Source organism: Branchiibius sp. NY16-3462-2 (assembly GCF_001594145.1).
Taxonomy (GTDB): domain Bacteria; phylum Actinomycetota; class Actinomycetes; order Actinomycetales; family Dermatophilaceae; genus Branchiibius.
Genome location: NZ_LVCF01000032.1, coordinates 47,600 through 68,064, shown reverse-complemented (window position 1 = coordinate 68,064; position 20,465 = coordinate 47,600). Strand labels below are relative to the sequence as shown.

The 20,465-nt window shown below is 65.7% G+C and carries 23 protein-coding genes and 1 pseudogene; 14 read left to right on the top strand and 10 right to left on the bottom strand.

Annotation, left to right across the window (positions count from 1 at the left end; all coding sequences use genetic code 11):
* Window positions 1-39 precede the first annotated feature (39 nt).
* The 7 genes and pseudogenes from AZH51_RS08710 to AZH51_RS08685 all read right to left on the bottom strand — a co-directional run bounded on the left by AZH51_RS08710 (window position 40) and on the right by AZH51_RS08685 (window position 9,776).
* Window positions 40-714, bottom strand: coding sequence for a class E sortase (locus AZH51_RS08710; protein ID WP_291523302.1), 675 nt, complete (start codon window positions 712-714; stop codon window positions 40-42).
* Complete coding sequence (locus AZH51_RS08705) at window positions 711-1,370, bottom strand: hypothetical protein (RefSeq protein ID WP_291523300.1); 660 nt, start codon at window positions 1,368-1,370, stop codon at window positions 711-713. Before AZH51_RS08705 ends, AZH51_RS08710 begins: the two co-directional genes overlap by 4 nt.
* Window positions 1,370-3,391, bottom strand: coding sequence for an ATP-binding protein (locus AZH51_RS08700; protein WP_291523298.1), 2,022 nt, complete (start codon window positions 3,389-3,391; stop codon window positions 1,370-1,372). Before AZH51_RS08700 ends, AZH51_RS08705 begins: the two co-directional genes overlap by 1 nt.
* Window positions 3,388-4,023 carry a hypothetical protein gene (locus AZH51_RS08695; RefSeq protein WP_291523297.1) on the bottom strand — a complete coding sequence of 212 codons (636 nt, stop codon included), beginning with the start codon at window positions 4,021-4,023 and terminating at the stop codon, window positions 3,388-3,390. The genes AZH51_RS08700 and AZH51_RS08695 overlap by 4 nt, the downstream gene beginning before the upstream one ends.
* Before the next feature lie 47 nt (window positions 4,024-4,070).
* Window positions 4,071-7,685 carry a DNA polymerase III subunit alpha gene (dnaE, locus tag AZH51_RS08690; RefSeq protein WP_291523295.1) on the bottom strand — a complete coding sequence of 1,205 codons (3,615 nt, stop codon included), beginning with the start codon at window positions 7,683-7,685 and terminating at the stop codon, window positions 4,071-4,073.
* Between the two features lie 78 nt (window positions 7,686-7,763).
* Window positions 7,764-8,918, bottom strand: a pseudogene (locus tag AZH51_RS18735) (PHP domain-containing protein); the annotation flags it as partial.
* A gap of 27 nt (window positions 8,919-8,945) precedes the next feature.
* The gene (locus tag AZH51_RS08685; RefSeq protein ID WP_291523293.1) at window positions 8,946-9,776 is read right to left on the bottom strand and encodes a hypothetical protein; all 831 of its coding nucleotides are present in this window, start codon (window positions 9,774-9,776) and stop codon (window positions 8,946-8,948) included.
* Between the two features lie 999 nt (window positions 9,777-10,775).
* On the opposite strand from AZH51_RS08685, the gene AZH51_RS08680 reads away from it, so the two are divergent.
* The 4 genes from AZH51_RS08680 to AZH51_RS08665 all read left to right on the top strand — a co-directional run bounded on the left by AZH51_RS08680 (window position 10,776) and on the right by AZH51_RS08665 (window position 13,865).
* Window positions 10,776-12,200, top strand: coding sequence for a DNA methyltransferase (locus AZH51_RS08680; protein ID WP_291523291.1), 1,425 nt, complete (start codon window positions 10,776-10,778; stop codon window positions 12,198-12,200).
* Complete coding sequence (locus AZH51_RS08675) at window positions 12,197-12,934, top strand: N-6 DNA methylase (protein WP_291523289.1); 738 nt, start codon at window positions 12,197-12,199, stop codon at window positions 12,932-12,934. Before AZH51_RS08680 ends, AZH51_RS08675 begins: the two co-directional genes overlap by 4 nt.
* Window positions 12,927-13,412, top strand: a complete 486-nt coding sequence (locus tag AZH51_RS08670; protein WP_291523288.1) for a RusA family crossover junction endodeoxyribonuclease — start codon at window positions 12,927-12,929, stop codon at window positions 13,410-13,412. Before AZH51_RS08675 ends, AZH51_RS08670 begins: the two co-directional genes overlap by 8 nt.
* Before the next feature lie 120 nt (window positions 13,413-13,532).
* Window positions 13,533-13,865, top strand: coding sequence for a hypothetical protein (locus tag AZH51_RS08665; RefSeq protein ID WP_109685007.1), 333 nt, complete (start codon window positions 13,533-13,535; stop codon window positions 13,863-13,865).
* Between the two features lie 4 nt (window positions 13,866-13,869).
* Here AZH51_RS08665 and AZH51_RS08660 read toward each other — a convergent pair whose 3' ends face one another.
* The gene (locus AZH51_RS08660; RefSeq protein ID WP_170119799.1) at window positions 13,870-14,190 is read right to left on the bottom strand and encodes a hypothetical protein; all 321 of its coding nucleotides are present in this window, start codon (window positions 14,188-14,190) and stop codon (window positions 13,870-13,872) included.
* A 40-nt stretch (window positions 14,191-14,230) separates the two neighbouring features.
* Here AZH51_RS08660 and AZH51_RS08655 point away from each other — a divergent pair, with 40 nt between their 5' ends.
* Window positions 14,231-14,737, top strand: a complete 507-nt coding sequence (locus AZH51_RS08655) for a class F sortase (RefSeq protein WP_291523283.1) — start codon at window positions 14,231-14,233, stop codon at window positions 14,735-14,737.
* Here AZH51_RS08655 and AZH51_RS08650 read toward each other — a convergent pair.
* A complete protein-coding gene (locus tag AZH51_RS08650) occupies window positions 14,718-14,921 on the bottom strand; it encodes a hypothetical protein (RefSeq protein WP_291523281.1) in 204 nt (67 codons plus the stop codon). The genes AZH51_RS08655 and AZH51_RS08650 overlap by 20 nt on opposite strands.
* Before the next feature lie 34 nt (window positions 14,922-14,955).
* Here AZH51_RS08650 and AZH51_RS08645 point away from each other — a divergent pair, with 34 nt between their 5' ends.
* The 9 genes from AZH51_RS08645 (at window position 14,956) to AZH51_RS08605 (ending at window position 19,848) form a co-directional block, all read left to right on the top strand.
* Window positions 14,956-15,255: a hypothetical protein gene (locus tag AZH51_RS08645; protein WP_291523280.1), complete on the top strand. Its 300-nt coding sequence runs from the start codon at window positions 14,956-14,958 to the stop codon at window positions 15,253-15,255.
* 21 nt (window positions 15,256-15,276) lie between these two features.
* Complete coding sequence (locus AZH51_RS08640; protein ID WP_291523278.1) at window positions 15,277-16,323, top strand: RNA ligase (ATP); 1,047 nt, start codon at window positions 15,277-15,279, stop codon at window positions 16,321-16,323.
* Window positions 16,324-16,328: 5 nt separating this feature from the next.
* Window positions 16,329-17,309, top strand: coding sequence for an ATP-grasp domain-containing protein (locus AZH51_RS08635; RefSeq protein WP_291523276.1), 981 nt, complete (start codon window positions 16,329-16,331; stop codon window positions 17,307-17,309).
* Window positions 17,306-17,605, top strand: a complete 300-nt coding sequence (locus AZH51_RS08630) for a hypothetical protein (protein ID WP_291523274.1) — start codon at window positions 17,306-17,308, stop codon at window positions 17,603-17,605. The genes AZH51_RS08635 and AZH51_RS08630 overlap by 4 nt, the downstream gene beginning before the upstream one ends.
* Complete coding sequence (locus AZH51_RS08625) at window positions 17,602-17,898, top strand: hypothetical protein (protein ID WP_109685021.1); 297 nt, start codon at window positions 17,602-17,604, stop codon at window positions 17,896-17,898. Before AZH51_RS08630 ends, AZH51_RS08625 begins: the two co-directional genes overlap by 4 nt.
* Window positions 17,899-18,027: 129 nt before the next feature.
* Window positions 18,028-18,573: a DUF1643 domain-containing protein gene (locus tag AZH51_RS08620; RefSeq protein ID WP_291523272.1), complete on the top strand. Its 546-nt coding sequence runs from the start codon at window positions 18,028-18,030 to the stop codon at window positions 18,571-18,573.
* 4 nt (window positions 18,574-18,577) lie between these two features.
* The gene (locus AZH51_RS08615; RefSeq protein WP_291523271.1) at window positions 18,578-19,105 is read left to right on the top strand and encodes a hypothetical protein; all 528 of its coding nucleotides are present in this window, start codon (window positions 18,578-18,580) and stop codon (window positions 19,103-19,105) included.
* An 18-nt stretch (window positions 19,106-19,123) separates the two neighbouring features.
* Window positions 19,124-19,408: a hypothetical protein gene (locus AZH51_RS08610; RefSeq protein ID WP_291523269.1), complete on the top strand. Its 285-nt coding sequence runs from the start codon at window positions 19,124-19,126 to the stop codon at window positions 19,406-19,408.
* Complete coding sequence (locus AZH51_RS08605; protein WP_291523267.1) at window positions 19,405-19,848, top strand: DUF4406 domain-containing protein; 444 nt, start codon at window positions 19,405-19,407, stop codon at window positions 19,846-19,848. The genes AZH51_RS08610 and AZH51_RS08605 overlap by 4 nt, the downstream gene beginning before the upstream one ends.
* Window positions 19,849-19,888: 40 nt before the next feature.
* On the opposite strand, the gene AZH51_RS08600 is transcribed toward AZH51_RS08605, so the two are convergent.
* Window positions 19,889-20,338 (bottom strand): hypothetical protein, encoded by a 450-nt coding sequence (locus AZH51_RS08600; protein WP_291523265.1) that lies wholly within the window; start codon window positions 20,336-20,338, stop codon window positions 19,889-19,891.
* Window positions 20,339-20,465 lie beyond the last annotated feature (127 nt).

The following is a 20,465-nucleotide window of genomic DNA, read 5'->3' as shown; positions in this document are numbered from 1 at the left end:
GTTCGCCGTCCACCCGTACGGTGCGACGAGGTTCCCGAATCACCCCGTCTTGGTGCGCGAACCGACCAGGACTGCGTGTACGACGTACCGTTCCCGTGCGCTGAACTCCGGGTGGCAACTAGACATCGTCAGCATCGCCACTGTTGGCTTAACACCGGGTTTGCCTGGTACCGGGTCGAATACGGCAACATCTGTCGGTTGGACGACCTCGTGACTGGTGACCTTGTAGATGTAGGTGTCCGTGGCGGTTTCAACCGTGATGAGGTCGCCTGCCTGAAGCGTTGCGATCAGGTTAAACGGCTTGTCGTGCGTGGTTCTATGCCCGGCGACAGCGAAGTTGCCGACCTGGCCGGGCATCGCCGACCCCGCCGCGTGGCCGATTCCGGCGGCCAACTCGTCCAGGTTCGCGCCTTGCACGATCGGCTGGATCCAGTCCGCCCCGAACCGCGGCACCCGCATGATCGCGAACGGGGTGCCGTAGGCGTCCGGCTGAGCCATGACGCGCGGGTCGTTGCCCGGCGCGGCAGTTCTGCCGGACTTCCACTGCTGCTGTAGGGCCCTTACTTCATCGGAATGCTCCTGTGCCGCAACCGCATTGCCGATCCACAACTGCCACACCAGGACGCCACCGCAGGTCAGACTGATCGCCAGCAAGGCTGCGCAGGCTGACCACAACCCAGCAGCCAGCGGGTTGCGCCGGAACCAGGCGATCACCGCCGGGCGCTTGCATCGAGGCCCGGAATCTTCCTGCGACCCAACAGGAACGGCACCAACCGGTACGTCCCGTCGGCGTCGCTGGCGACGTACGTGCGGCGTTGGACGTCGGTCAACTCGTGCATCTTGCTCCGATCGACACTGACGAGCGGCTCCCCCAAACAGTGCTCGGCGAACGGCTTCAACGACCAAGGCACCCCGAGTGCTTGCGCGAACGGCTTCGCCACATAGGCCAGGTCAGTGTGTCGATCGCGCCCGTCGATCAGCGCGCGGTAACCGCCATCGAACCCAGGGCACGGGTCGTACTTGGCCACGATGGCCGGATCCAGCACCAGGCGGTAGGGGACGTCGACGCCGTGCACCGCAGCCCTGGCCGCCAGGAACGGAAGGTCGAACACCGAACCGTTCCAGGTCACCAGATGCTCGTGCTCGCCGAGCATCGAGATGAGCTCCATCGTGTCGGCCAGCACGCTGGCTTCGTCACCGGTGAACACTTCGTGAAAGTCCATGCCGCAGAACGCGACATCGGTGACAGGCGTGTGGCCAGGGTCTAGTCCGCGCGGTCCGAGCCCGGCAGCCTGCTCGGCTGCGGTCAGCGGGCTGGTGTCGGTTTCGATGTCGAGCGCGACGCAGGTCGGCTTGGCGGGTCGGGGCATTAGGCGGGGTCCTCCTGGTTGTCATGGTCGGCTTCGTGCTGGCGGAACTGGTCCAGCGCCCACAGCCCGTTGGCGAGTTCCACGAACTGCGCCGACCGCAAACCCCGGGCGGCATAGCTCCGCGGCAGGTGCGCGTAGCACTGCGGCACCTCGCCGCGCATGGTGGCTCCGGACTGCTGTTCCAGTGCCCAGCGCTGCAGCCGGGACAGTTGCGTCAGGTCGGGGGAATCCACCAGCGCGTCACGCACCACCGGGTCGAGCAGTTTGTCGTAGTCGCCGCGGTGTACCTGGCCGAACGCCTCGCCGATGGCGGTCTTGTCCAGGGAGGTCTGCGGGATCGTGGTGAACACGCTGTCGCGGACCAGGCCCAGGTCGAGCACCCGCACGTCGAGGGTCGACTTCTTGCCTTTGCCGAACCGGCCCGGTGACGCCTTCTTGGCCCCGTTGGCGACGATCGGGCACCCCAGATGGTCGGACGCCTCACGCAGCCAGGCGTTGTTGTACCGCGCAAAGCTTTCACCGACGACGTACAGCCGCCCGGACAGCGCGTTGACGCCCGCGGTGTCCAGATGCTGCGCATCTCCGCCGCCAGGCAACCAGGTTTGGAAAGTGACCGTCCGCTGACGGGTCGGGCGCACCACCTTCGCGCGGAACTCCTCAAACGTCCACGTCGCAATCTGGTCCTCGCCCGGGCCGTAGGGCAGGTATCCGATGTGACCGGAGGGCTGGTCCACCACGACGTACCGCTGCACGACACCCGCGCCGGCCGAGACCAGGCGGGCGTTGGTCCGCAGGTACTTCACCTGCTCGACGCTGCCGTCGGTGACAACGGCGACGGTGTTCGCGCCGGAGGTCAGATGCACCCGGACCTGATCGGAAACGTTGTCGTAGATCTTCGACTTGATCGCGCCCTGGTGATCGAGGTTGCTGCTGCGCAACGCGAACCCGGTGCCGCTGCCGGCACATCGTTCCACGGCCGTCCCGGCGAAGGCGGGGTCGGTCCGGTCCCAGGTCTTGATTCCCCGCCAGGTCACCTGCACCGGCGCGGCGTCGATCAGCGGCGCCGGGTTGTCCATCGTGTCCGCCAGGGCGTTGACCAACGTCCCGATGTCGCGGGTCGCTTCCAACAGAACCGCGTCGGTGTCGGCGTTGTCCCGGATGCTTTCTCGCGCTGGTGCCGGGCGGACCGCGCCCAGCGGCAACGTGATGACGAGCCCGGTCGGCATTGACTTCACCGGCACGCCGCAGTTGTGCAGCGACTCAGCCAGTCTGTGCCTCTGTCGACTGGTCAGCGGGTAGCGCACACCGCCCATCACCACCGCCGGAATCTGGTCTTTCACCAGCGTCACCGAGTCTGACAGGCGAAAGCCCGAGTCCAGCGTGCAGACGTTGAGCTGGCCGTCGAACTCCACCGAGCCGGTCGGCAACCACTTACTCACCGAATCGACCGCCTGGCTCAGTGCCAACGTGTTCAACTCCATCGGGACGCGCACGGTAACCCCGTTCGGCGCACCGGTCGGGGCGGCGTTGACCAGGATGCTCACCTGGCCGACACCTTCCGGCGACAACGACATCATCGCCACACTGCGCCGGCCATCTTTGACACCTTCCGCAGTGAACGTCGACGTCACCGCGTGCGCGGACTTCGCGCCCAGCCCGAAGCCGCCGATCTGCTCGGTCGCCTCTCGCTTGTCGGAGCCGCCGAAGCTACTGAACGTGCGGATCAAACCTTCGCGGTCCAGGCCCAGGCCGGTGTCGGCGACCACGAACACGCACCGGGACCGGCCGTCCGGGCCGTCCTCGGTGTCTTGCACCTGCACCCGCACTGGGCTGGCCTGCCCGGCGGAGGCGTGCGAATCGACTGCGTTGCAGATCAGTTCGCGGGTGACGGCAGTGACTGGGTCGCTGTAGAGGGCGTACAACGCCTCCATCAGCACCGGGGTCGCGGCGGCATCGAACGTGGCGGTCGTCGTGTCCGGCGTCGTGACGTCGAGGACCGGACTGCTGGTGAACGGATTCATGCCCCTACGGTGCGACGGACCGTCGCTGACGCCCCAGCCTGGACGGGGTGCTCCGCGCGTTGCCAACCCACCAGAGATCGGTCATCGAGCAACTCGACCAGGCGGCCAGCCAGGTCAGTGACGCTGCCGTCATTGACGAGCGTGGCCTCCACCATGTCCTCCGGTAGCGGTTGCTCGGTGACGTGCCGCACCGCGGGTCCCACCCCTGGGCGCGTCACGCGGATGACCACGCCGCCCAGGTCGTGCACTGCCTGCGCTTCGTTCGCCAATCGCACGTCGGAGACCACAATCCGCTCCCCGGGACCACGCGCGGCGAACCGCGTCCGTAAAGCATCCACCCACACCGATGGACACAGACGCTCCCGGCAACTCATGCCGAGAGCGATCAGCATCCGCCGCAGCTCCGGCGCATCCACAGGGTCGGCCTTGATACCTTCCCAGCCGACAGCGTCCACGCGCTGCGAGAGCCGAAAACCCGACGGCAGCAACGGGTTCAGGTCGTATGCGATGGCTCGCAACGGGTCCGCCAACGCGACCTGGGTGTAGCCGTAGGGTTTCAAGCAGGCGGCGGCCGTGTCTTTGCCTGAGCGGGCGAACCCGGACAGGCCGATCAATGAAGGGAAGTCGCTCACTCCTGCACGGTGCGACGCAGCGCGCAGCGGCGCTGCGTCGCAATCGGCTACACGCGGATCAGTCGCACCTCGTGCGCAACCTCGAACCCCTTGGTGGACAGGTCGATCGCTTCGCCGGGCTCCATATCGGTCCACAACCGACTGACCCGGGTCATTTCGTCACGGGTGACGACCCGGCCGAAGCGCAGACGCATCCGGCGGCGCAACGTCACGGTCGAGTCGACCATTTCGGCGTCAAGCTCCAACACTGTGTCTGCGGCGGTCATGGTGGCTGTGCCCGCGTTGCCTGCGATCGTCGGCCGTGGAGCCAGTTCGATCGGTCGGCGCAGCGACTGCCACGGTGGCAACTGATCCCGGGCGGGGTCATCGAAGTCGGCCAGCCAGAAGTTGGCGCCGACCATCTCCACCTGTGGGTCTTCGATGATCTCGTCGTCGGCTTCACCGTCGACCTCGTCGTTGTCGTCCTTGCGCATCGTGACGACTTTGACCCGTCCGCGCATGGCGATGATGTCGCCGGGCACCGGGTGCCGTCCACCACTAGCTGCGGTGGCGACCGCCAGCCGGTTCGGCCAGATCACACCAGTGATCGCGCCTGTCGAACCCTCCAGCGTGAAGTTGGCACGCATCCCGCCGTTTCGCGCGGGCCGCTCGACCCATTCGGACACGACCGCCTTCGTGACGACGTTGGCTGCCGGACGCAGGCCCTGTACGGGGACGCACGGACTCTGGTCGCCGGTCGGGTTCCATTCACGGACGTGCGTCTGCATGACGGTCAGCGGGTGTGTCCCGATGACGACCCCGAGCCGAGCTCGTTCCCGCTCCGCCCGCTCGGTCGTGGAAAACTCGATGTCGGGCACTGGCACATCGACGTCTTCGCCCGCTGCATCGGCACCGAAGGCGCGTACGACGGCCAACATGCCCATCCGTGGGTGACCCAAGCCGTCGAGCGCACCGGCGTCGATGAGCGCCTCGATCACGTTGATCGGAAGTTTCCGGCCGTCGGCGGCCTTTGCCCTGGCGACCACGTCAGCCAACGAGGTGAACGGACCGTCGGAGTCGCGGGCTGCCAGCAGCGCAGCGGCGTTGTCTTTGACGCCCACGATCTCCGACAGACCAATCCGGATGGTGCGTTCATCAATGGCAGCAGTGTCCAGCCCTCCATTCAGGAGGTCGGGACCAAGTACCGAGATACCGCTGTGACGGATCGAGTGAAGCACCGGCAATCGGTCGGAGTCCTTCTCGGTCACGGCCAACTGTGCGGCCGCGTAGTGCGCAGGCCAGTTGGCTTTCAGGAACGCCGTCTGATAGGCGATGTAGGCGTAAGGGGTGGAGTGGCTGGCGTTGAAGATATAGCTAGCCGATGCGGCGAACGTCGTCCACAGTGCGTCAAGCGTGTTGCGGGAGAACGGAATTGAAGCTTCGGTGTCGTTGTCCGGATCGTCCACAGTCGCCACTAGACCGCCCGACAGGAAGTCCTCTCGAAGCGCCCTCATCTCAGCTTCGACCTTCTTGGAGAACGCCTTGCGCAATCTGTTGCGTCGGCCCGGGCCGAACCCAGCCACGACACGCGACAGAGACATCAGGTGCTCCTGGACCACGATCAACCCCATCGACCCGTCCAGGACGCTCGCCAACGCGGCCTGCTCTGCTGGGTCGGAAGTCAGGTAGTCATAGGTGGCCGGTTCGTCACCGCGCTTGCGCGCCACGTACCGCTCGTGCATGCCTGCACCCATCGGGCCGGGACGGTACAACGCCACAGCATCGGAGAGTTCCGAAAGGCTCTGCGGCGCAATCCCCTTCACCAGCTTCGTCATACCTGAACTGGACACCTGGAACAGGCCGGCAGTGTCACCGGCGGCCAACAGATCCCAGGCGGCTTTGGCTCGGGGGTCGCTGGTGGCGTCCATCGGCAGGTGCCCGTAGCGGGTGTCGACAACCTCACCAGTTGCTGCCTGGATCATCTTCGTGCACCCGGCGATGACGTCGAGGTTTTTCAGTGCCAGTCGGTCGAACTTCACGAAGCCGACCGACTCCAGTTCGCCCGCCTCCCAGGTGGTCACCCACTGGCCGGTCTTGGAATCCACGCGCATCGGGATCAGGTCGTCCAGGGGCTCGTCACACAGCACGATGCCGCAGGCGTGGATACCGGGGCTGGCCTTCACGCCTTCCAGCGGCAGGCACTGCTGGATGACAGCAGCCGCCTTGGCGTCCGCTGCCACCAGGTCGCGCAGTGCGGCACCGTCGGCGTGGGTGGGGTCCATAAGGACAGCCAGGCCCTTGTTGATCTTCGGGATCGCCTCCGACAGCCGCTCCCCCAGGCTCGGGTCGCCGCCCAACCGGGTCATGTCGCGCACCAACGACTTGGCCTTCTTGGTGCCGTAGGTGCCGATCTGCGCAACGTGCCGCTCGCCCCAGACGTCCTGTAGATGCGCGACGACATCGCCGACCAGTCCCTGCGGGAAGTCCAGGTCGATGTCCGGCATACCCTTGCGGGTCACGTCGAGGAACCGCTCGAACAGCAAACCGTGCTCGATCGGGTCGACGTCAGTGATGGTCAGACAGAACGCCACCATCGACCCTGCGGCCGATCCGCGACCGGAGCCGAGGTTGTGGCCTTGCGAACGCACCCAGTGCGCCAACTCGGCAAGGATCAGAAAGTAGTCGGCGAACCCGAATCCGGAAATGACGCCGAGCTCGAAGTCGAGACGCTCAGATACCTCGGAGGGAATGGCTTTCCCGAAGCGCTGCTTGGCGCCGTCGAGCACGTACAGCCGCAGCAGCGTGTCCTGCGGACTGGGGTCGCCGCGACGTTCACTGGTCTGCTGGATCTTGGCCGGCACCGGGAACTTCGGAAGCCGCATCCGGTTGGTCGGCAGGAATGCCGACAGAGTGTCTTCGACCTGCTCGGCGATGGCCAGGGAGTTCGCAACGACGTCCTGGCCGCCGATCCGATCAGGGAACACCTGACGCATCTGAGCGCCGGTGCGCAGCCAGTAGCCGGATCCGGTGAACCGGAAACGGTCTGGGTCGTCGAACGGTTTGTTGACCCCGATAGCCAACAGCCGGTCGTGGTCGCCCTGCTGCTGCTCGTGGGTGAAGTGGGCGTCGTTGGTGGCGACCATGCGCAACCCGAAGTGGGCTGCGATCGCGGTCAGGTTGTCCATCACGGCTCGCTGGGCGGGAATGCCGTGGTCCATGACTTCCACGAACAACCGGCTCTTGTCGCCGCCGACGCACGCCAGCAGCCGTTCGGTCTCGGCGACGCCGCGGGCCAGTGCGTCGCCGGGGTTGTCCAGCATCGCGGCGATCACCGGGCCGCCCAAGCAGCCGGTGCCCAGAATCAGCCCGTCGCCGTGCTCGGTCAGCAGGTCGTAGTCCATCCGTGGCTGGTACCACACCGTTTTCGCGGCCTCGTTGGACACGCTCACCAGGTTCGTCCAGCCGATCCGGCTCGCAGCCAGCATCGTCAGGTGGTGGTACCGCCGGACCTTCGAGCCCTCGAAGCCGGACTCCGAGGTGGCGGTGTTCTGCTCGAACCTGGAGCCGATGGCCAAGTAGCCCTCGCAATTGTGGAGAACGAAATCTGAGACGTATGAGTTGTCTTCTTCGACCTCAAAGTTGAAGACATCGTCTTCGATACGGATCTCGTCTACCCGAGCCACCGGACGGTAGCTGAAGCTCTCGTCGTGCTTCCCGTACGCGAAGCTCCTTAGTGGGTTGTACGGAACTTGGTAGATGTCTTGGAATGGCGCTCGGGACTTGCGTCCGACGTGGGGGAAGAATCCCTCGTCCGCCAAGAGGGCGCGCAGACCCCACGCGAGGTGTGGAGAGGTAGTTCGGAGGTCGGCACGGTTCTTGGTGTTGCTTGGGATACCCAACGTTCGACCGTCTCCGTCAAGCAGCCCGCGTACGAAAGATCGTTTTACATCGAGCGGTGCCGTCATGATTCCAGCAGGTACCGTTTTAGATGAAGCTCCGCGCCCGACGGTGTCGGCGAGCAGGAGTGCTATTGGGAGGCAATTGAACTCGGCGTTGATCGTGCGTTCACGATAGCCACCCCGGGGACGGCTAATGAGTTGAGCACCGAACCGGTTTGCGACGCGACCAATCCGATCCACGATGAATTGTTCGCTGATGTGGTGCGTTGTCCCGATCCGCCCGTTTGGTTCACCTTGCCTGACGCCCAGGTGCCCCTCAGCGGCGTACACGCCCATGAGGTACGCCAGATCCGCGTCAATCTCAAGCATGCGAGGTACCGGCCACTCACAGGGAGCATGGTGACGCCGATACGACTTCATGGCGTTTGGTCGAAAGGACCAGCCGCCAGATGCGGGCAACACTGTCGCCATGTCGATGATGTACGGCTTCTGCTCCAGTTTTGGCAGGCAAACCCAGGAGTTCCATGCGGAGGCGCCTTCGCGTTTGCCGGGCCTGCCGGCAACAATCTCACCAGGCTTCGTCCAATCGAGTCGTCCGTCGCGCGTGCGGATAAGGATCGGATGCTCCTCGGTCAGCGTCAGCGTGCGGGAGTACCGCCCGGACAGGTGCATCCTGAAGCCGCCGCCTTCGTAGCGGCGCGTCATTGTCCGCACTACTGGACGGAAGCGTCCGCGGTGCGTGAGCACGAGGTCCCCTACCTCCACATCTTCCACCGCCTTCACCCCGGCCGACGTGTAGATCTCCTGACCTCGCAGGAGGCAGCCGCCTATTGCCTTTAGCCCGAACTCATCGGCCGCCCTGGCCAAGGCCATCGTGCCGCCGAGAGAACCGTGGTCGGTCACGGCGATCGCACGCTGACCGTCCGCGGCGGCCGCAGCAACCATCTCCCGTGCCCGTTGCAAGCCGTCCAAAGGCGAGTGCTCGGTGTGATTGTGGAGGTGTACGAAATCGGCCATGGGCTTACGGTGCGACGCCTGTCGTCGTTAGCTGGCGGCGAACTCGGACAGGCCGGTTTGGCGCCGGACCCGCTCGAACTGGGCCAGAAGGTCGTTCTCGATCGGCTCGCCAGCATCGACCATGTCGGCGAAGATCGCAGACAGCGCGAACACGGGTGACCCCGCATCGGACAGCCCGCCGGCGTAGGCGTCCAGACGTTCGCGGACCTGTTCGATGCGTGCGCCCAACGCCTCATCCCCGCACGTTGCCCAGACGCCAAGCGTCAGCATCATCCCCACCATTTCGGCTTGCTCGGCAGGCTCGACCCCATCGCCGGTCAGAGTCTCGTTGCACATCGCCAGCAACTGTCGGGCAGCCTTCGTGCGGGCAACGACCTCCAGCGGTTCCAGGCTGGAAATGGCGGCTTCGAGCGACCACTCGGGTGCGTCCTCGACGAAGATCAGTTCGTCCAGGTCGAACTCGTCCAGCCGCCGGTCGGGACCGCCGGCCAGCCAGGACGATAGGCGGTGGGCGTCGTCGGCGTTCGCCGGGTCGATCCCAAGATGCGTCAGGACGTCAAACCAAGACCCGGACACCTGGTCGTACAGGCCGGACTCTTGCAGTTCCAGACCGACGCGCAGCACCCAGCCGTTGTCTGGTTCGACGTCATCGCCGTTGGTCAGCGGACGCTTCAACCGTTCCGGCAACCAGGCCATTGGATGCCAGATGAGCTCAGGCGCGAAATCCCGAGGGCTCCATCCGGCCGGTGGCAACGGCAGCCCGATCAAGGGGCTCGCCATCAGGGACGGCGCCGGGACGCTGATGGCGCTGGCGAAGTCGTCGAAGGCGACGACGTAGTCGACGACGTTGCCGGGCAAGATCAACGATGTGCCCGGGCTGAGCCCAGGGCGCCTCTGGTGCATCGCAAGGGTGCCTTTCGGTGAGGGACGGGGACAGAAAGTCTGTTCACTCACCAACATGGGCCATCGTCTGCAGGCCAGGGTCGGGTTAACGCCTCGACGCCCAGCGCGCCGCGATCAACGGTTCCGGATCGTGGAAAATCGGAGGGGGATACCCCTCGCGCGCACGCGCGCGTAGGGGTCTGCCCCTACCTGGTGGGGTGCGAAAACAGTGTCCTGGCTGCATCCGCCACCACTTGACCACAGGTGTGGTCAGGCAGTTCGAGGACGTTTGCGCAGGTCAGGTGGTGTTTGGGGGTCGTAAAACGGCAATCTGGCCACATGACCACGCCCGCAACAACCCTTATAGGGGATTTGGATATATATCTCCTCCGAAAGTAATGTAAGCGAATCCCTCATAAGGGGGTATATGCGGTGTGGTCAAGTGGTCAGATCAGTAAAAAGTAGTAGTAAGTAGTAGTAGTAGAGGGCTCTGACCTGCGGTTTTGTGTTTCGAGGTTCCGGCGAAAACTGGCCACATGGTGTGGCCAGTTGCAGCCAGTTGCAGCCAGAAACGGCCAAGTTTCCCGGAATGCCGCGGTTTCTGCAGGTCCGGGTTGCGGTTTTGGCGACTCGGTGGGTAGGGTCAGACCCCTACGCGCGCGCGCGCGAGGGGTATCCCCCTCCGATTCGGTCCAGGTCAGGGTCTCGTGATCGGCCGACAGCGACGTTTTCACCGAAAGATGCGTAGGGTCACACCCCTCGCGCGCGCGTACGTGTACGCGCGCGTGCGCACGCGCCTGACGGGTACGACCCCTTGGATTGAACTTTCAACTACGTAGTGTGCGTTGCCCGCCCGGAACCAGGTCAAAGGGTCATACCCCTCGCGCGCGCGTACGCGTGAGGGGTATGGGGCTCTCATCTTCGGGTCGAGTTTCGGCGGCCCTGGGGTTGCGTAGGTGGCCCATGTAGGTCTACGTGGGCTTGTTGATCTCCGGTGACGGCTTGGCGACGATGGATCGCTTGCGTCAGATCGGTGTACGCCCAGACCTGATCTACGCCGACCCACCGTTCGGCACCGGCCGCCATCAAGGCGACTATGCCGACCCCTCTGGGCAGGCGTGGCGCGACATGATCGACCGGCTCGTCACTGCCGCATTCGGACTCCTTCCCGAACATGGCAGCCTGTGGTTGCACTTGGGCGTCGGTGATGGAAACCGGTCGATGCTTCGGTACGCCGAACAGTCCGCCCTGGCCGCCTTCGGACCGTCAGCGCACCGGACCACCATCTGGTGGCAACGCACTGCGTCGGCACCCGTGGCCGGCACCGGCTTCCGCGAACAGCACGACCCCATCCTGGTACTGGCCAAGTCGCCCGCTTTTACTGTGCGTCGTCCGCCACGCACTGATGACGAAAACACCTGGTTCAAGTCCTGGGACGGCGATCTGGTCCCGTGGAGTTCCGGCGATCTGACCGGGCCACGCGGTGACCGGCACCCCGACCTGGTGTATGGGATCCAGTCGCCATTCACCGCAACCGTGCACTACCCGGGTCCGGGGCGGCACTGGGTCTACAACCGCACCGAGATGACGGCCCGGCTGGCCGCGTGGGGGTCCTACCTCCCGCAGCACCTGCCCGACGCCGAGACTCGCCGCCGCATCGTCGGCTCCGACGTCGGCGACAGCCCTGCACTGATGCTGACCGGCGGGCTGGCGCAGGCACAGCGCCAAGCCACTGCACGGATGGCCGCGGGCACCTGGCCGGAGGTATTTTTCGGGCGAACAGGGGCCGGCCGTCCGCGCCGCAAAGTTCCGTTGCCGGCCACGGGCGCCGCGCCCGCCAGCGTGTGGGACGCCCGTGTCGCCGGATCCGTCCGCGACGCACGCGACGAAGTCCAGCGCGCCACCGGCACTCGGTTCGCCACTCCGAAACCGGAGGCGCTTCTGACCAGGATCATCCAGATCGCCACCGACCCCGACCACCTGGTGTTCGACCCGTTCGCCGGGTCCGGCGTCACCGCAGCCGTCGCGCACAAGCTGCGCCGGTCCTGGATCACCTGCGAGTCATGGCAATCCACGCTAGAGCAGGTAACACTTCCCCGATTGCGCTTCGCCTGCGCCGGCAACGCCCCGCACACCACGACGGAATTGGTCGAGCCGCTGCCCCACAAGATGCTGTGCGAAGCACCGAAGCAGGCCGCCGCGACGTTGGCAGCATTGAGTGACCGACTCGACGTCGATCCGGCCACCATCCGGCGAATCCGTGCCCGGCTGGCTGTCATAGCCAAAACACGGCAGGTCGAGCACCGCGTCCCGGACGAGGACGTCATCGTCGTGGAACTCGACGACCTGCAGGCGCGACTTCTCTCCCCGTACTGGCGGCGTCGCACCGTCCGTGCGTGAAGCAGAGCAAGAAGTCGGCGCCGGTCCTGTGCCCGGAGCAGCTTGCCGGACGACTGTCTACGGCGACCGCCATGGTTGGCGGGCACCGCGACGCCTTGTCGATCCAGTTGACCGCGGTGGCCACGGGCGTTCTGTTCTTCGGCACGGGTCCGGACTTGGTGCAACCCATGATGGAGTCCTTCTCCTCAGCGCCGGACACGGTCGCGTTGGATGAACTCTGGACGGTGGCTGCATCGTCGGTGCCATTCCTTCGACAGCACCTGCCGCACCTGGCCGGCTGGGCGGGACGCCCCGACGCCCAGGCGGTGAAGGTCTCTCGGGCGTGTTTCACCGAGCTGGCCCAGATCGACCTGATCGGGTCCGCCGCGGCCGAGAACGTCGGCGGTGAACTCCTCGGCCCCGTTTACAGCAACCTGCGGTCGTTTAACTCCCAGCGCGTCAGTGGCGCGTTCTACACCCCGATGAACCTGGCTCGGCTGCTCGCCGAAATCAACCCCTTGGCCGAGGGCGAAACCTTCGCTGACCCGACCTGCGGCGCCGGGGTGTTGCCGGTGGCTGCAGCGATCGCAATGCGCCGCCGCGGGCTGAACCCGGCAACAGTCACCTGGGTGTTGAACGACATCGACCCGGTCGCCGTGACCTTGGCGGGAATCAACGCCGTGGTGCACAGCCTCGGCCCGCGAGTTGTCCTCGCTTGCGGTGACGGCCTGCGGTTAGGGGGCGTCGATGGTTGAACTGGCGTTCCGAGCAATCGGGCACCCGCGACCGCAGGGTTCCAAACGACACGTTGGCAAAGGGATCCTGGTGGAGTCGTCCGACGTCAAAACGTGGCGCAGCACTGTCGTTGACGCCGCCGTCGAAGCACTGGCCGGGGCGGAGCCGTTCACCGGCGCCGTCATCGTCACGGCGAGGTTCAGCTTCTGCCGGCCAAAATCGCACTACGGGACAGGCCGCAACCAGAATCGTTTGAGACCGTCCGCGCCTGACTACTGCACCAGTCGTGCTCTCGGCGACGCCGACAAGCTCGGGCGAGCCGTTCTCGACGCCCTGACCGCAGCCAGGGTGTATATCGATGACTCCCAGGTCGTCCGCATCATCGCCGATAAGGGCTGGTGCGACCGCTCGGTCAGGGAAGGCGCATCCATCACCGTCACCCCGCTGGAAGCGGCCGACCAGCGCAACATTCCGATACAGGTTGATGGCGCGGCTTGAAACGCAGTGGCGCAAAACTGCGACGCCCGCCAACCAAACCGGCATGACCCATGGTTCGCCCCACCGCTTAATGCGGCCACCTGCCGGAATCCCACCCATGCCCTGGGCTGGTGAGCCGCGATGAACAAAGTTGATGCCACTGGCGCGATCCACGCCGCCGACGGGCGGTTCGCTGGCCACGTTGCTGGCGAGGCGGACGATATTTGCCTGGTCGACGTTCCTGAAATCGACGCAGCGACAGCGGAGGTCGAACGTTGCGCTCTTGATGCGGCCGGTGACCTGAACGTTGACTTGAACGCCGCCCGTGACGACGCGATCAAGCGACTCACCGACGCCGGCCTGGCACCTGACCAAGCACTCGACACCTGGGACGGCGCGCTACGCAACGCGTTCCGCGCCTTGGTGCCCAACGAACGTACCTCCGAGTCCGAAAGTATGAAGGTCTCCCGATGAAGCGCTACCAGTCCATTCTGGGAGGTGCAGTAGGAGTGTGTTCGGTCGCGGCACTGTCCGCCTGCGGACCCACCAGCAACATCAGCTCGCGGCCGGTCGTCACCACCGCGTCGCACAGCACCTCCTCGCCTGTGGTGGTTTCGAGCTCGGCCCGCACGACTGCCGGGGACACGACCCCAATGACTGCCGACCCAACGAGCTCAGCGACCACGGTCACGCGCGTCCTGACACCGACACCCAGGTTGACATCGCAGGCCGAGCCGAGCGAGGTGTCCACTCCTGTGCCCAGCAGCGTGAAAGAACCCCCGGTTCCGAGCAATCCCACTGGGGCAGCGACTCAGGCGCCCACCGCGGAGACATCGGTCGTGGCTATCGGTAGCGCCCCAGCCGGGAGCAGCGGCGGCTTCGCCGTCATGAACGTCACCTCCGAACTGCCCAGGCTCGGTGCCAACCGGCTCTACGTGCCGAAGTTGGGGATCAACACGTCGATTGTCGCGGCACCGGTCAAGGCTGGAGCACTGGTCGTCCCCGGCGCGACGAAGGTGGGTCGGTGGACCGGCTCGGTTGGTTATGGCGCAAAGACCGGACGGGCTGTCATCGCGGGACACACCCTGTCTTACGGCCGGTACAAGGGCGCGCTGGCCCCGATTGCCCGTGCGACCAAGGGCACGGTCATCTACGTCAGCGATTCTGCCGGAAGGGTCTACCGCTTCCGTGTGACCGTTCGCGCCGAGATGACGAAGTCTGCTCTACCGGCGGACGTGTTCTATGGCCGCGACTCGATGAAGTTGGAACTGGTTACCTGCGGCGGAGTCATCCTGCGAGGCGGGCACCACAAAGACAACGTGGTGGTCACGGCTGTGCGGTTCTAAGCATCCTCCACATGTCCAGGTCTGCTTGGATCGCGGCGATCCGGGCCGACAGGTGGCCCCGGTAGTCGTTATCCAAGTCGGACCCTGCGTTGTCGAGGCGGCGTAGGTCACTTTGGGCAATGTCTAGTTCCACGGTCAAAGCCGCGATGCGGACCTGCGCGACATCCAGGCTCACCGTTGTCATACCTGGACGGTGCGACGCGTCGCACCGTCCAGGTATGAACGCAACCCGGCACACGGCACGTAAGGCCCACCGCAGCACCGGCTTACGCCCAGTTCCCGGTGGTGGCGTGAAATGGTTCGTTCCGGGTCGGCGAAGTGCTGTTGCCGAGACCACCACCGCCACGTCGGACCTGGTTGTCGGCCTGGTGTACGCCGGCGCGAGTAGTTTCCGAATGGTCACTGAGGCAGTGCACTTCGACAATGACGCCATCGAGTTGTGCGCCGTCATGGCTCGCCACGGCGCGATCGACGCACCGCTGGAGGTGGACGGGCATCATGTCTGTTTCGCCGAGTGACGAGCGTCGCACCGTCAACTCGTGAACGACTCCCGCGCACTTGCCACAGTTGCCGTCATCGGTGACCTGCAGCCCATTCCCGGCGCCGATCAGATCGAACGAGCGACCGTCCGTGGGTGGCACGTCGTTGTCCGTAAGGGCCAGTTAGCCGCCGGACAGCGGGTCATCTACATCGAGGTCGATGCGCTGCTGCCGATCAGCGACCCGCGTTTCGCGTTCCTGGCTGCGCGCGGAACGAAAACCGTTGCACTGCGAGATGGTTCGGGCCTGGAAGGGCATGTACTGCGCACGGTGAAACTACGAGGCCAGGTATCGCAGGGTCTTGTGCTGTCGGAGCACGAGGCCGGAATCAACCTGGACGAGTCCCCTGTCGGTTCTGATCTGACCGACTCGCTCGGCATCGTCAAGTACGAGCCGCCGATTCCGGCCCATCTGGCAGGTCAAGTGGTCGGACCATTCCCGGCGCAATTCGCCCCGAGAACTGATGCTGAGCGCGTACAGAACCTGCACGCTCACTGGGCTGTGTTGACTGCGCATCCGGCGGGCTGGATCGCGACCGAGAAGGTCGACGGTAGTTCCGTGACAATCGTTCGCGACCCGGCAGACGGTCGCATTCGTTACTGCTCGCGCAACCTCGAACTGCGTCCGACGCCGGAGTTGTCCAGCCAGATCGTGGACGAGCGGATCGGCCTAAGTGCGGCGCTCGAACCGGGCATGGTGGTGCAGGCGGAGATCGCCGGACCCGGGATCCAAGGCAATCCGTTACGGCTGCCCGACCTACGGCTGTTCGTCTTCAACGTTCTGGACGCTCATCGCCGGTTCCTGCCCCGGTCGGCGTGGCCGCAAGTGGCGCTCAATCACGCTGCGCCGCTACTGGACCTACCGTTCCCGGCCGGCACCGAAGAAGCGGTGGCCCAGGTGGACGGGTTGCGGTCGGTTGTCGGCCGCGACCGTGCTGCCGAGGGAGTCGTATGGCACACCGCCGACGGCCAGGGCCTGACGGTGCTAGATGGACGGGACTGCTGGAAGGCGATCAACAACCGCTACCTGCTGAAGCATGGCGGGTAGCCGAAATGGCAAAAGACACGAGGACATTGCACGTCGTCACGCACCAACGCTGGATCGCGGACGACTTCGCTGCCGCGCCCCCGGACGGCTGGCAGGTGCGCCACAGCAACGGGCTCGACGTCCCAGCCGTGGGTCCGGGTGACGCTTTGTGGGCTCCCATGGCCTGGGTTGCGCGAGCTTACCGGTCCGGGATGAGCCACCCGCTGGCTGCGCCGACTCCCCTCCTGGCCGACCTGATCGCCCCGCACCACCTCAAACGGCCTCTCGTAACGATGACTCTGCGTGTGACGGAACGGATGACCGCGAAGCGGCCAGTGTTCGCCAAGCTGGCAATGATGAAACACGAGGGTCTACCGGCTCAGTGGTACGCCGATGTCGGTGAGTTCCGCTGCGCTGCGCAGAAACTTGGCGCTTCGGAGTCAACGATGGTGTCGTTGTGCTGGGATCGGATGCACTGGTTGGCGGAGTACCGGCTATTCGTAGCAGGCGGACACGCAGTTGGCGCGAGTCGGTACCTAGTGCGCGACCCGGCGACCGGCGAACCGACGTTGTGGTCCGAGGAGCTCGACCAGGTCCCGGCGCCACAGGGCGAGCTCGCCGAAGCCATCGACTTCGGCGAGCAGGTACTGGTCGACCCTGTGGCGCGCCCATCGCTGAACGCATGCACGTTGGACGTCGGCTGGTCGCCCGACAGTGGTTGGTCCGTGATCGAGGTGAACCCGGCATGGTGTTCGGCGGTCTACGGCACCTCGATCGACGCCGCCTGGCGCTCCGTGCTCGACGCGAACTCGCCCGCGCCACAGAGTCTGTGGACACCTGATCCGTGGCTGCGAAAGATCGCAGGACGACAGACTCCGTTGTCGATCAGGACAGACGAGCCAGTCGCATGCGAGGCCACTCCTGCCAGGGGAGCCAGCCCCGATGAACGTAGAGCAGTGCTTGCATACGCAGGTCCGAGACTGACCCGTCGCACCGTCAGCAAATGACAACGACTCTGACGGCTAGCCAGCTTGGACGCCAGCACCACGGGCGACTCATCCGGATCCCGCACGGCGGTTGGACCGGGCACCGCGACATCGTCCTCATTGGGATCCGGCGCTGGGAGTTCGAGGGTGTCCAGCGGACGGAACTTCTGGCTCTCGACGGCACTGGCCGCTGGGCTGGTGTCGCCCACAGCGTGGCCGCCGATGCGATGCTGACGATCCTGGAGGAGTCGCCGCGGACACGACGCCGGCCGAGACTTGTTGAGCGCAACTACCGGTCTGCGAGCATCGAGCCATGACCGGCAACGCGTTCCGCGAAGGCAAGGTCCACGTCGTCGCCGACAGGTGCGGTACGTGCATCTTCCGGCCGGGCGACCCGATGCGCCTGGCACCTGGCCGGGTCAAGGACATGGTGAACGCCGCGGTGTCGCAGGACTCGGCGATCATCTGCCACAGCTCCTTAGGTGGCCAGAACGCCGTCTGCCGTGGATTCTTCGACCGCTACGACACGACCCCGCTGCGGCTGGCTCGTGCCCTGCGCCTGGTGGAGTTCGACCAGCCTGCCAGCCTGGGCGGTCCCGTCGCACCATGAACCTGGCTGGGCGGCGTCAAGCCGGAGATTTGGAGGTTGTCGCCGGCAAGGACGACTGGGGCGCAAGCCTTTCTACGCCCTGTAGCGGCGTACCTGCGCCGCCCAGCCCGCCCGTCGCACCGTGAAGGTATGACCCATTCCGATCACCCGCTGCACATCGTCGGAAGCCCGCGGGCCGCTGCGCTATGTGGACGGCATGATGTGCGGGTGACGGATGCGGTGTTGTCGCCGGACGGTCGATACCGGTACCTGCTGACTCGTCGCTGGGCGGACGGGCCAGTCGCGACGTTCGTCATGCTCAACCCATCGACCGCGGACGCTGCGCAGGACGACCCGACCATCCGGCGTTGCATCGCATTCGCCAAGCGCGAGAACTGCGGCGGGTTGGCCGTGGTGAACCTATTCGCCTACCGCGCGACCAAGCCGTCCGAGTTGTCCCAAGTCGTAGATCCGGTCGGGCCCGAGAACGATTCGTGGCTGCGAACGACTCTCTCCGGCAACGGGTTGGTCATCGCCGCGTGGGGCATGCACGGCCCCGGCGACCTGGCCGAAGCTGTCGTCAGACTGGCCGGTGAGCGGCTTCGCGCTCTCGGCGTCACCAAGGACGGCCGCCCGAGGCACCCGCTGTATGTGCGCGGGGACGCGCCACTGGTGCCGTGGCCCGTCGCACCGTGAGCGCATGAGCGCCAAGGATTACGCGGTATTACAACGGTCGTTGCGCCAGGAGTGCATCGACCCGGTGACCGGCGGCTGCCCGCCGTTCCTCCTCGACGGGCACGACCTGGCGACAACGCCGTTGCAGGAGCTACCGGATGCGGTGCTCGGGTCACTGGCCCAGGCGGCGTTCGACGCGGCGTGCCGGAACCAGTTCGACACGGGGCGTTGGCCGAAAACGCAGCGGGAAGCATTGCAGCGCGCACGGATCCGCGCCGTGGAAGCCGTCGAGCAGCACGAGGCCGGCGGCGGTCGCGTCCGGGTCGAGACAACCCGGGGCGAGTCCGGCTGCTCGGTCACCGTCACCACCTGGCTGGGGCCGGATGGGCAGCCGGGACGCAGCGTCCCACTCACCAGGTTCCAGCGCGGAGTGCTCACCCACGATGACGGAGAGTGGCGCTGGGACGGTGAAGGAATGCCGGTCCAGTTCAGCTTCGAGGAACGCTGGGACGGGGTGTTGATCACCAGCTCGCGGGTCACCGCGACCGTCTGAACGTCGCACCGTGAACGCATGACAACCACCACCACGCCAGACCGCGGCCGTGACATCGCTGATCGAATCCTCAACGAGCGCAACGCGGCCCGCGCTGCGATCGCGTATCAGGCGACGCCGGTCTTCGATCCGGACAGCATCCCGCCCGGCCAAACCTGGCATATCGGTGGCGGCGTGTTCCTGTCGCGATGCCCTACCTGTGATGACTACGTCCGCAGCTATGGATCGGTGCAGTTCCTGCCCGATTTCGCCGACCACCAGCTCCGTGCCCACGGCATCCGGCAGGAGGCGTTGCTGCCGTGAGCCGCCTCTACATCGCTGGCCCGATGACCGGGTTGCCGCAGTTCAACTACCCGGTGTTCAACGAGGCCGCGCGGCGGCTCCGTGCCCTGGGGCACACGGTGTTCAACCCTGCCGAGATTGATCCGCCGAGCGAGGATCAGCTTCATTCCGGGGAAGTGAAGCCTTGGGCTTACTACATGCGCAACGGGATTCGGCTCTTGGTGGAGGCCGAAGCGGTGGCGTTGCTGCCCGGTTGGGAGTCCAGTAAAGGCGCCACCCTCGAACGCTCCATCGCGGTGGCCTTGCAGATGGACGTGCGCGACATGGCCTCGTGGCTGTCGCAGTCGATTGGGCCGCAACAGCATCGCAGCTCCCGGTACCGCGACGCACCGCCGGTGGTTCGTCCCGGCATGAGGAACTCGCGCCGCGTCGGCAACATCGGCCCGGGCGGCATTGAATGACCGACGCACCCACTCGCGGGCGACGTGTACCGTCGCACCGTCATGGCATGACAGCTTCCACGCAGCACGGCATCCGCAAACGCATCGGGCTAGGCGTTCTCATGTCCGTTGGCGCCCGCAACCTGCGCGACGGTGAAGACTCCCTGACCTTCGAGGCGACCATCCTTCCTTTATGCCCGCCACCGTTGCCGTGCCGGACATGCACCGACCCGTGGCGACCGCCCCGCCCGCCGCAGCGAGAACACCGCTCGGGTTGGGGCCGCGGCTCCATGGCCTTCGGCTCGTACCGATCAGCCCACCAGTGCAGCGAATCAGCAACCTCGCGCGCTTGCGCCGGAGACAGGTGCAGCCAGCCGCCGCCGAAGTGCAGCGTCGGACTCGCCGAGCCCACATCGACGCCGTTCATGTCCCGCCAGTCGTTGCCGTCGTGCTCCTGGCGGTAGGCGATGTGCCCGCGCTGCTCGTCGGGGTAGATGTGCAGTTCGTTCATGCCTGCACGGTGCGACGGCCGAAACCGTTAGGTCACAGCCTGGTTCGTCGCTCCGCACCGAGGAACCGCGGTGTCGGACCACATGGGTTCGCGGCAATCCAGGTCGCTGAACGTGGGCTTGAGCCGG

Excerpts from the sequence above, each read along its gene's own strand:
- AZH51_RS08670 (WP_291523288.1), top strand. The coding sequence starts at position 12,927 with ATGGTTGAACTGGCGTTCCGAGCAATCGGGCACCCGCGACCGCAGGGT.
- AZH51_RS08600 (WP_291523265.1), bottom strand. The coding sequence starts at position 20,338 with ATGAACGAACTGCACATCTACCCCGACGAGCAGCGCGGGCACATCGCC.
- AZH51_RS08665 (WP_109685007.1), top strand. The coding sequence starts at position 13,533 with ATGAACAAAGTTGATGCCACTGGCGCGATCCACGCCGCCGACGGGCGG.
- AZH51_RS08700 (WP_291523298.1), bottom strand. The coding sequence starts at position 3,391 with ATGAATCCGTTCACCAGCAGTCCGGTCCTCGACGTCACGACGCCGGAC.
- AZH51_RS08625 (WP_109685021.1), top strand. The coding sequence starts at position 17,602 with ATGACCGGCAACGCGTTCCGCGAAGGCAAGGTCCACGTCGTCGCCGAC.
- AZH51_RS08705 (WP_291523300.1), bottom strand. The coding sequence starts at position 1,370 with ATGCCCCGACCCGCCAAGCCGACCTGCGTCGCGCTCGACATCGAAACC.
- AZH51_RS08615 (WP_291523271.1), top strand. The coding sequence starts at position 18,578 with ATGAGCGCCAAGGATTACGCGGTATTACAACGGTCGTTGCGCCAGGAG.
- AZH51_RS08620 (WP_291523272.1), top strand. The coding sequence starts at position 18,028 with ATGACCCATTCCGATCACCCGCTGCACATCGTCGGAAGCCCGCGGGCC.
- AZH51_RS08645 (WP_291523280.1), top strand. The coding sequence starts at position 14,956 with ATGAACGCAACCCGGCACACGGCACGTAAGGCCCACCGCAGCACCGGC.
- AZH51_RS08650 (WP_291523281.1), bottom strand. The coding sequence starts at position 14,921 with ATGACAACGGTGAGCCTGGATGTCGCGCAGGTCCGCATCGCGGCTTTG.
- AZH51_RS08610 (WP_291523269.1), top strand. The coding sequence starts at position 19,124 with ATGACAACCACCACCACGCCAGACCGCGGCCGTGACATCGCTGATCGA.
- AZH51_RS08635 (WP_291523276.1), top strand. The coding sequence starts at position 16,329 with ATGGCAAAAGACACGAGGACATTGCACGTCGTCACGCACCAACGCTGG.
- AZH51_RS08630 (WP_291523274.1), top strand. The coding sequence starts at position 17,306 with ATGACAACGACTCTGACGGCTAGCCAGCTTGGACGCCAGCACCACGGG.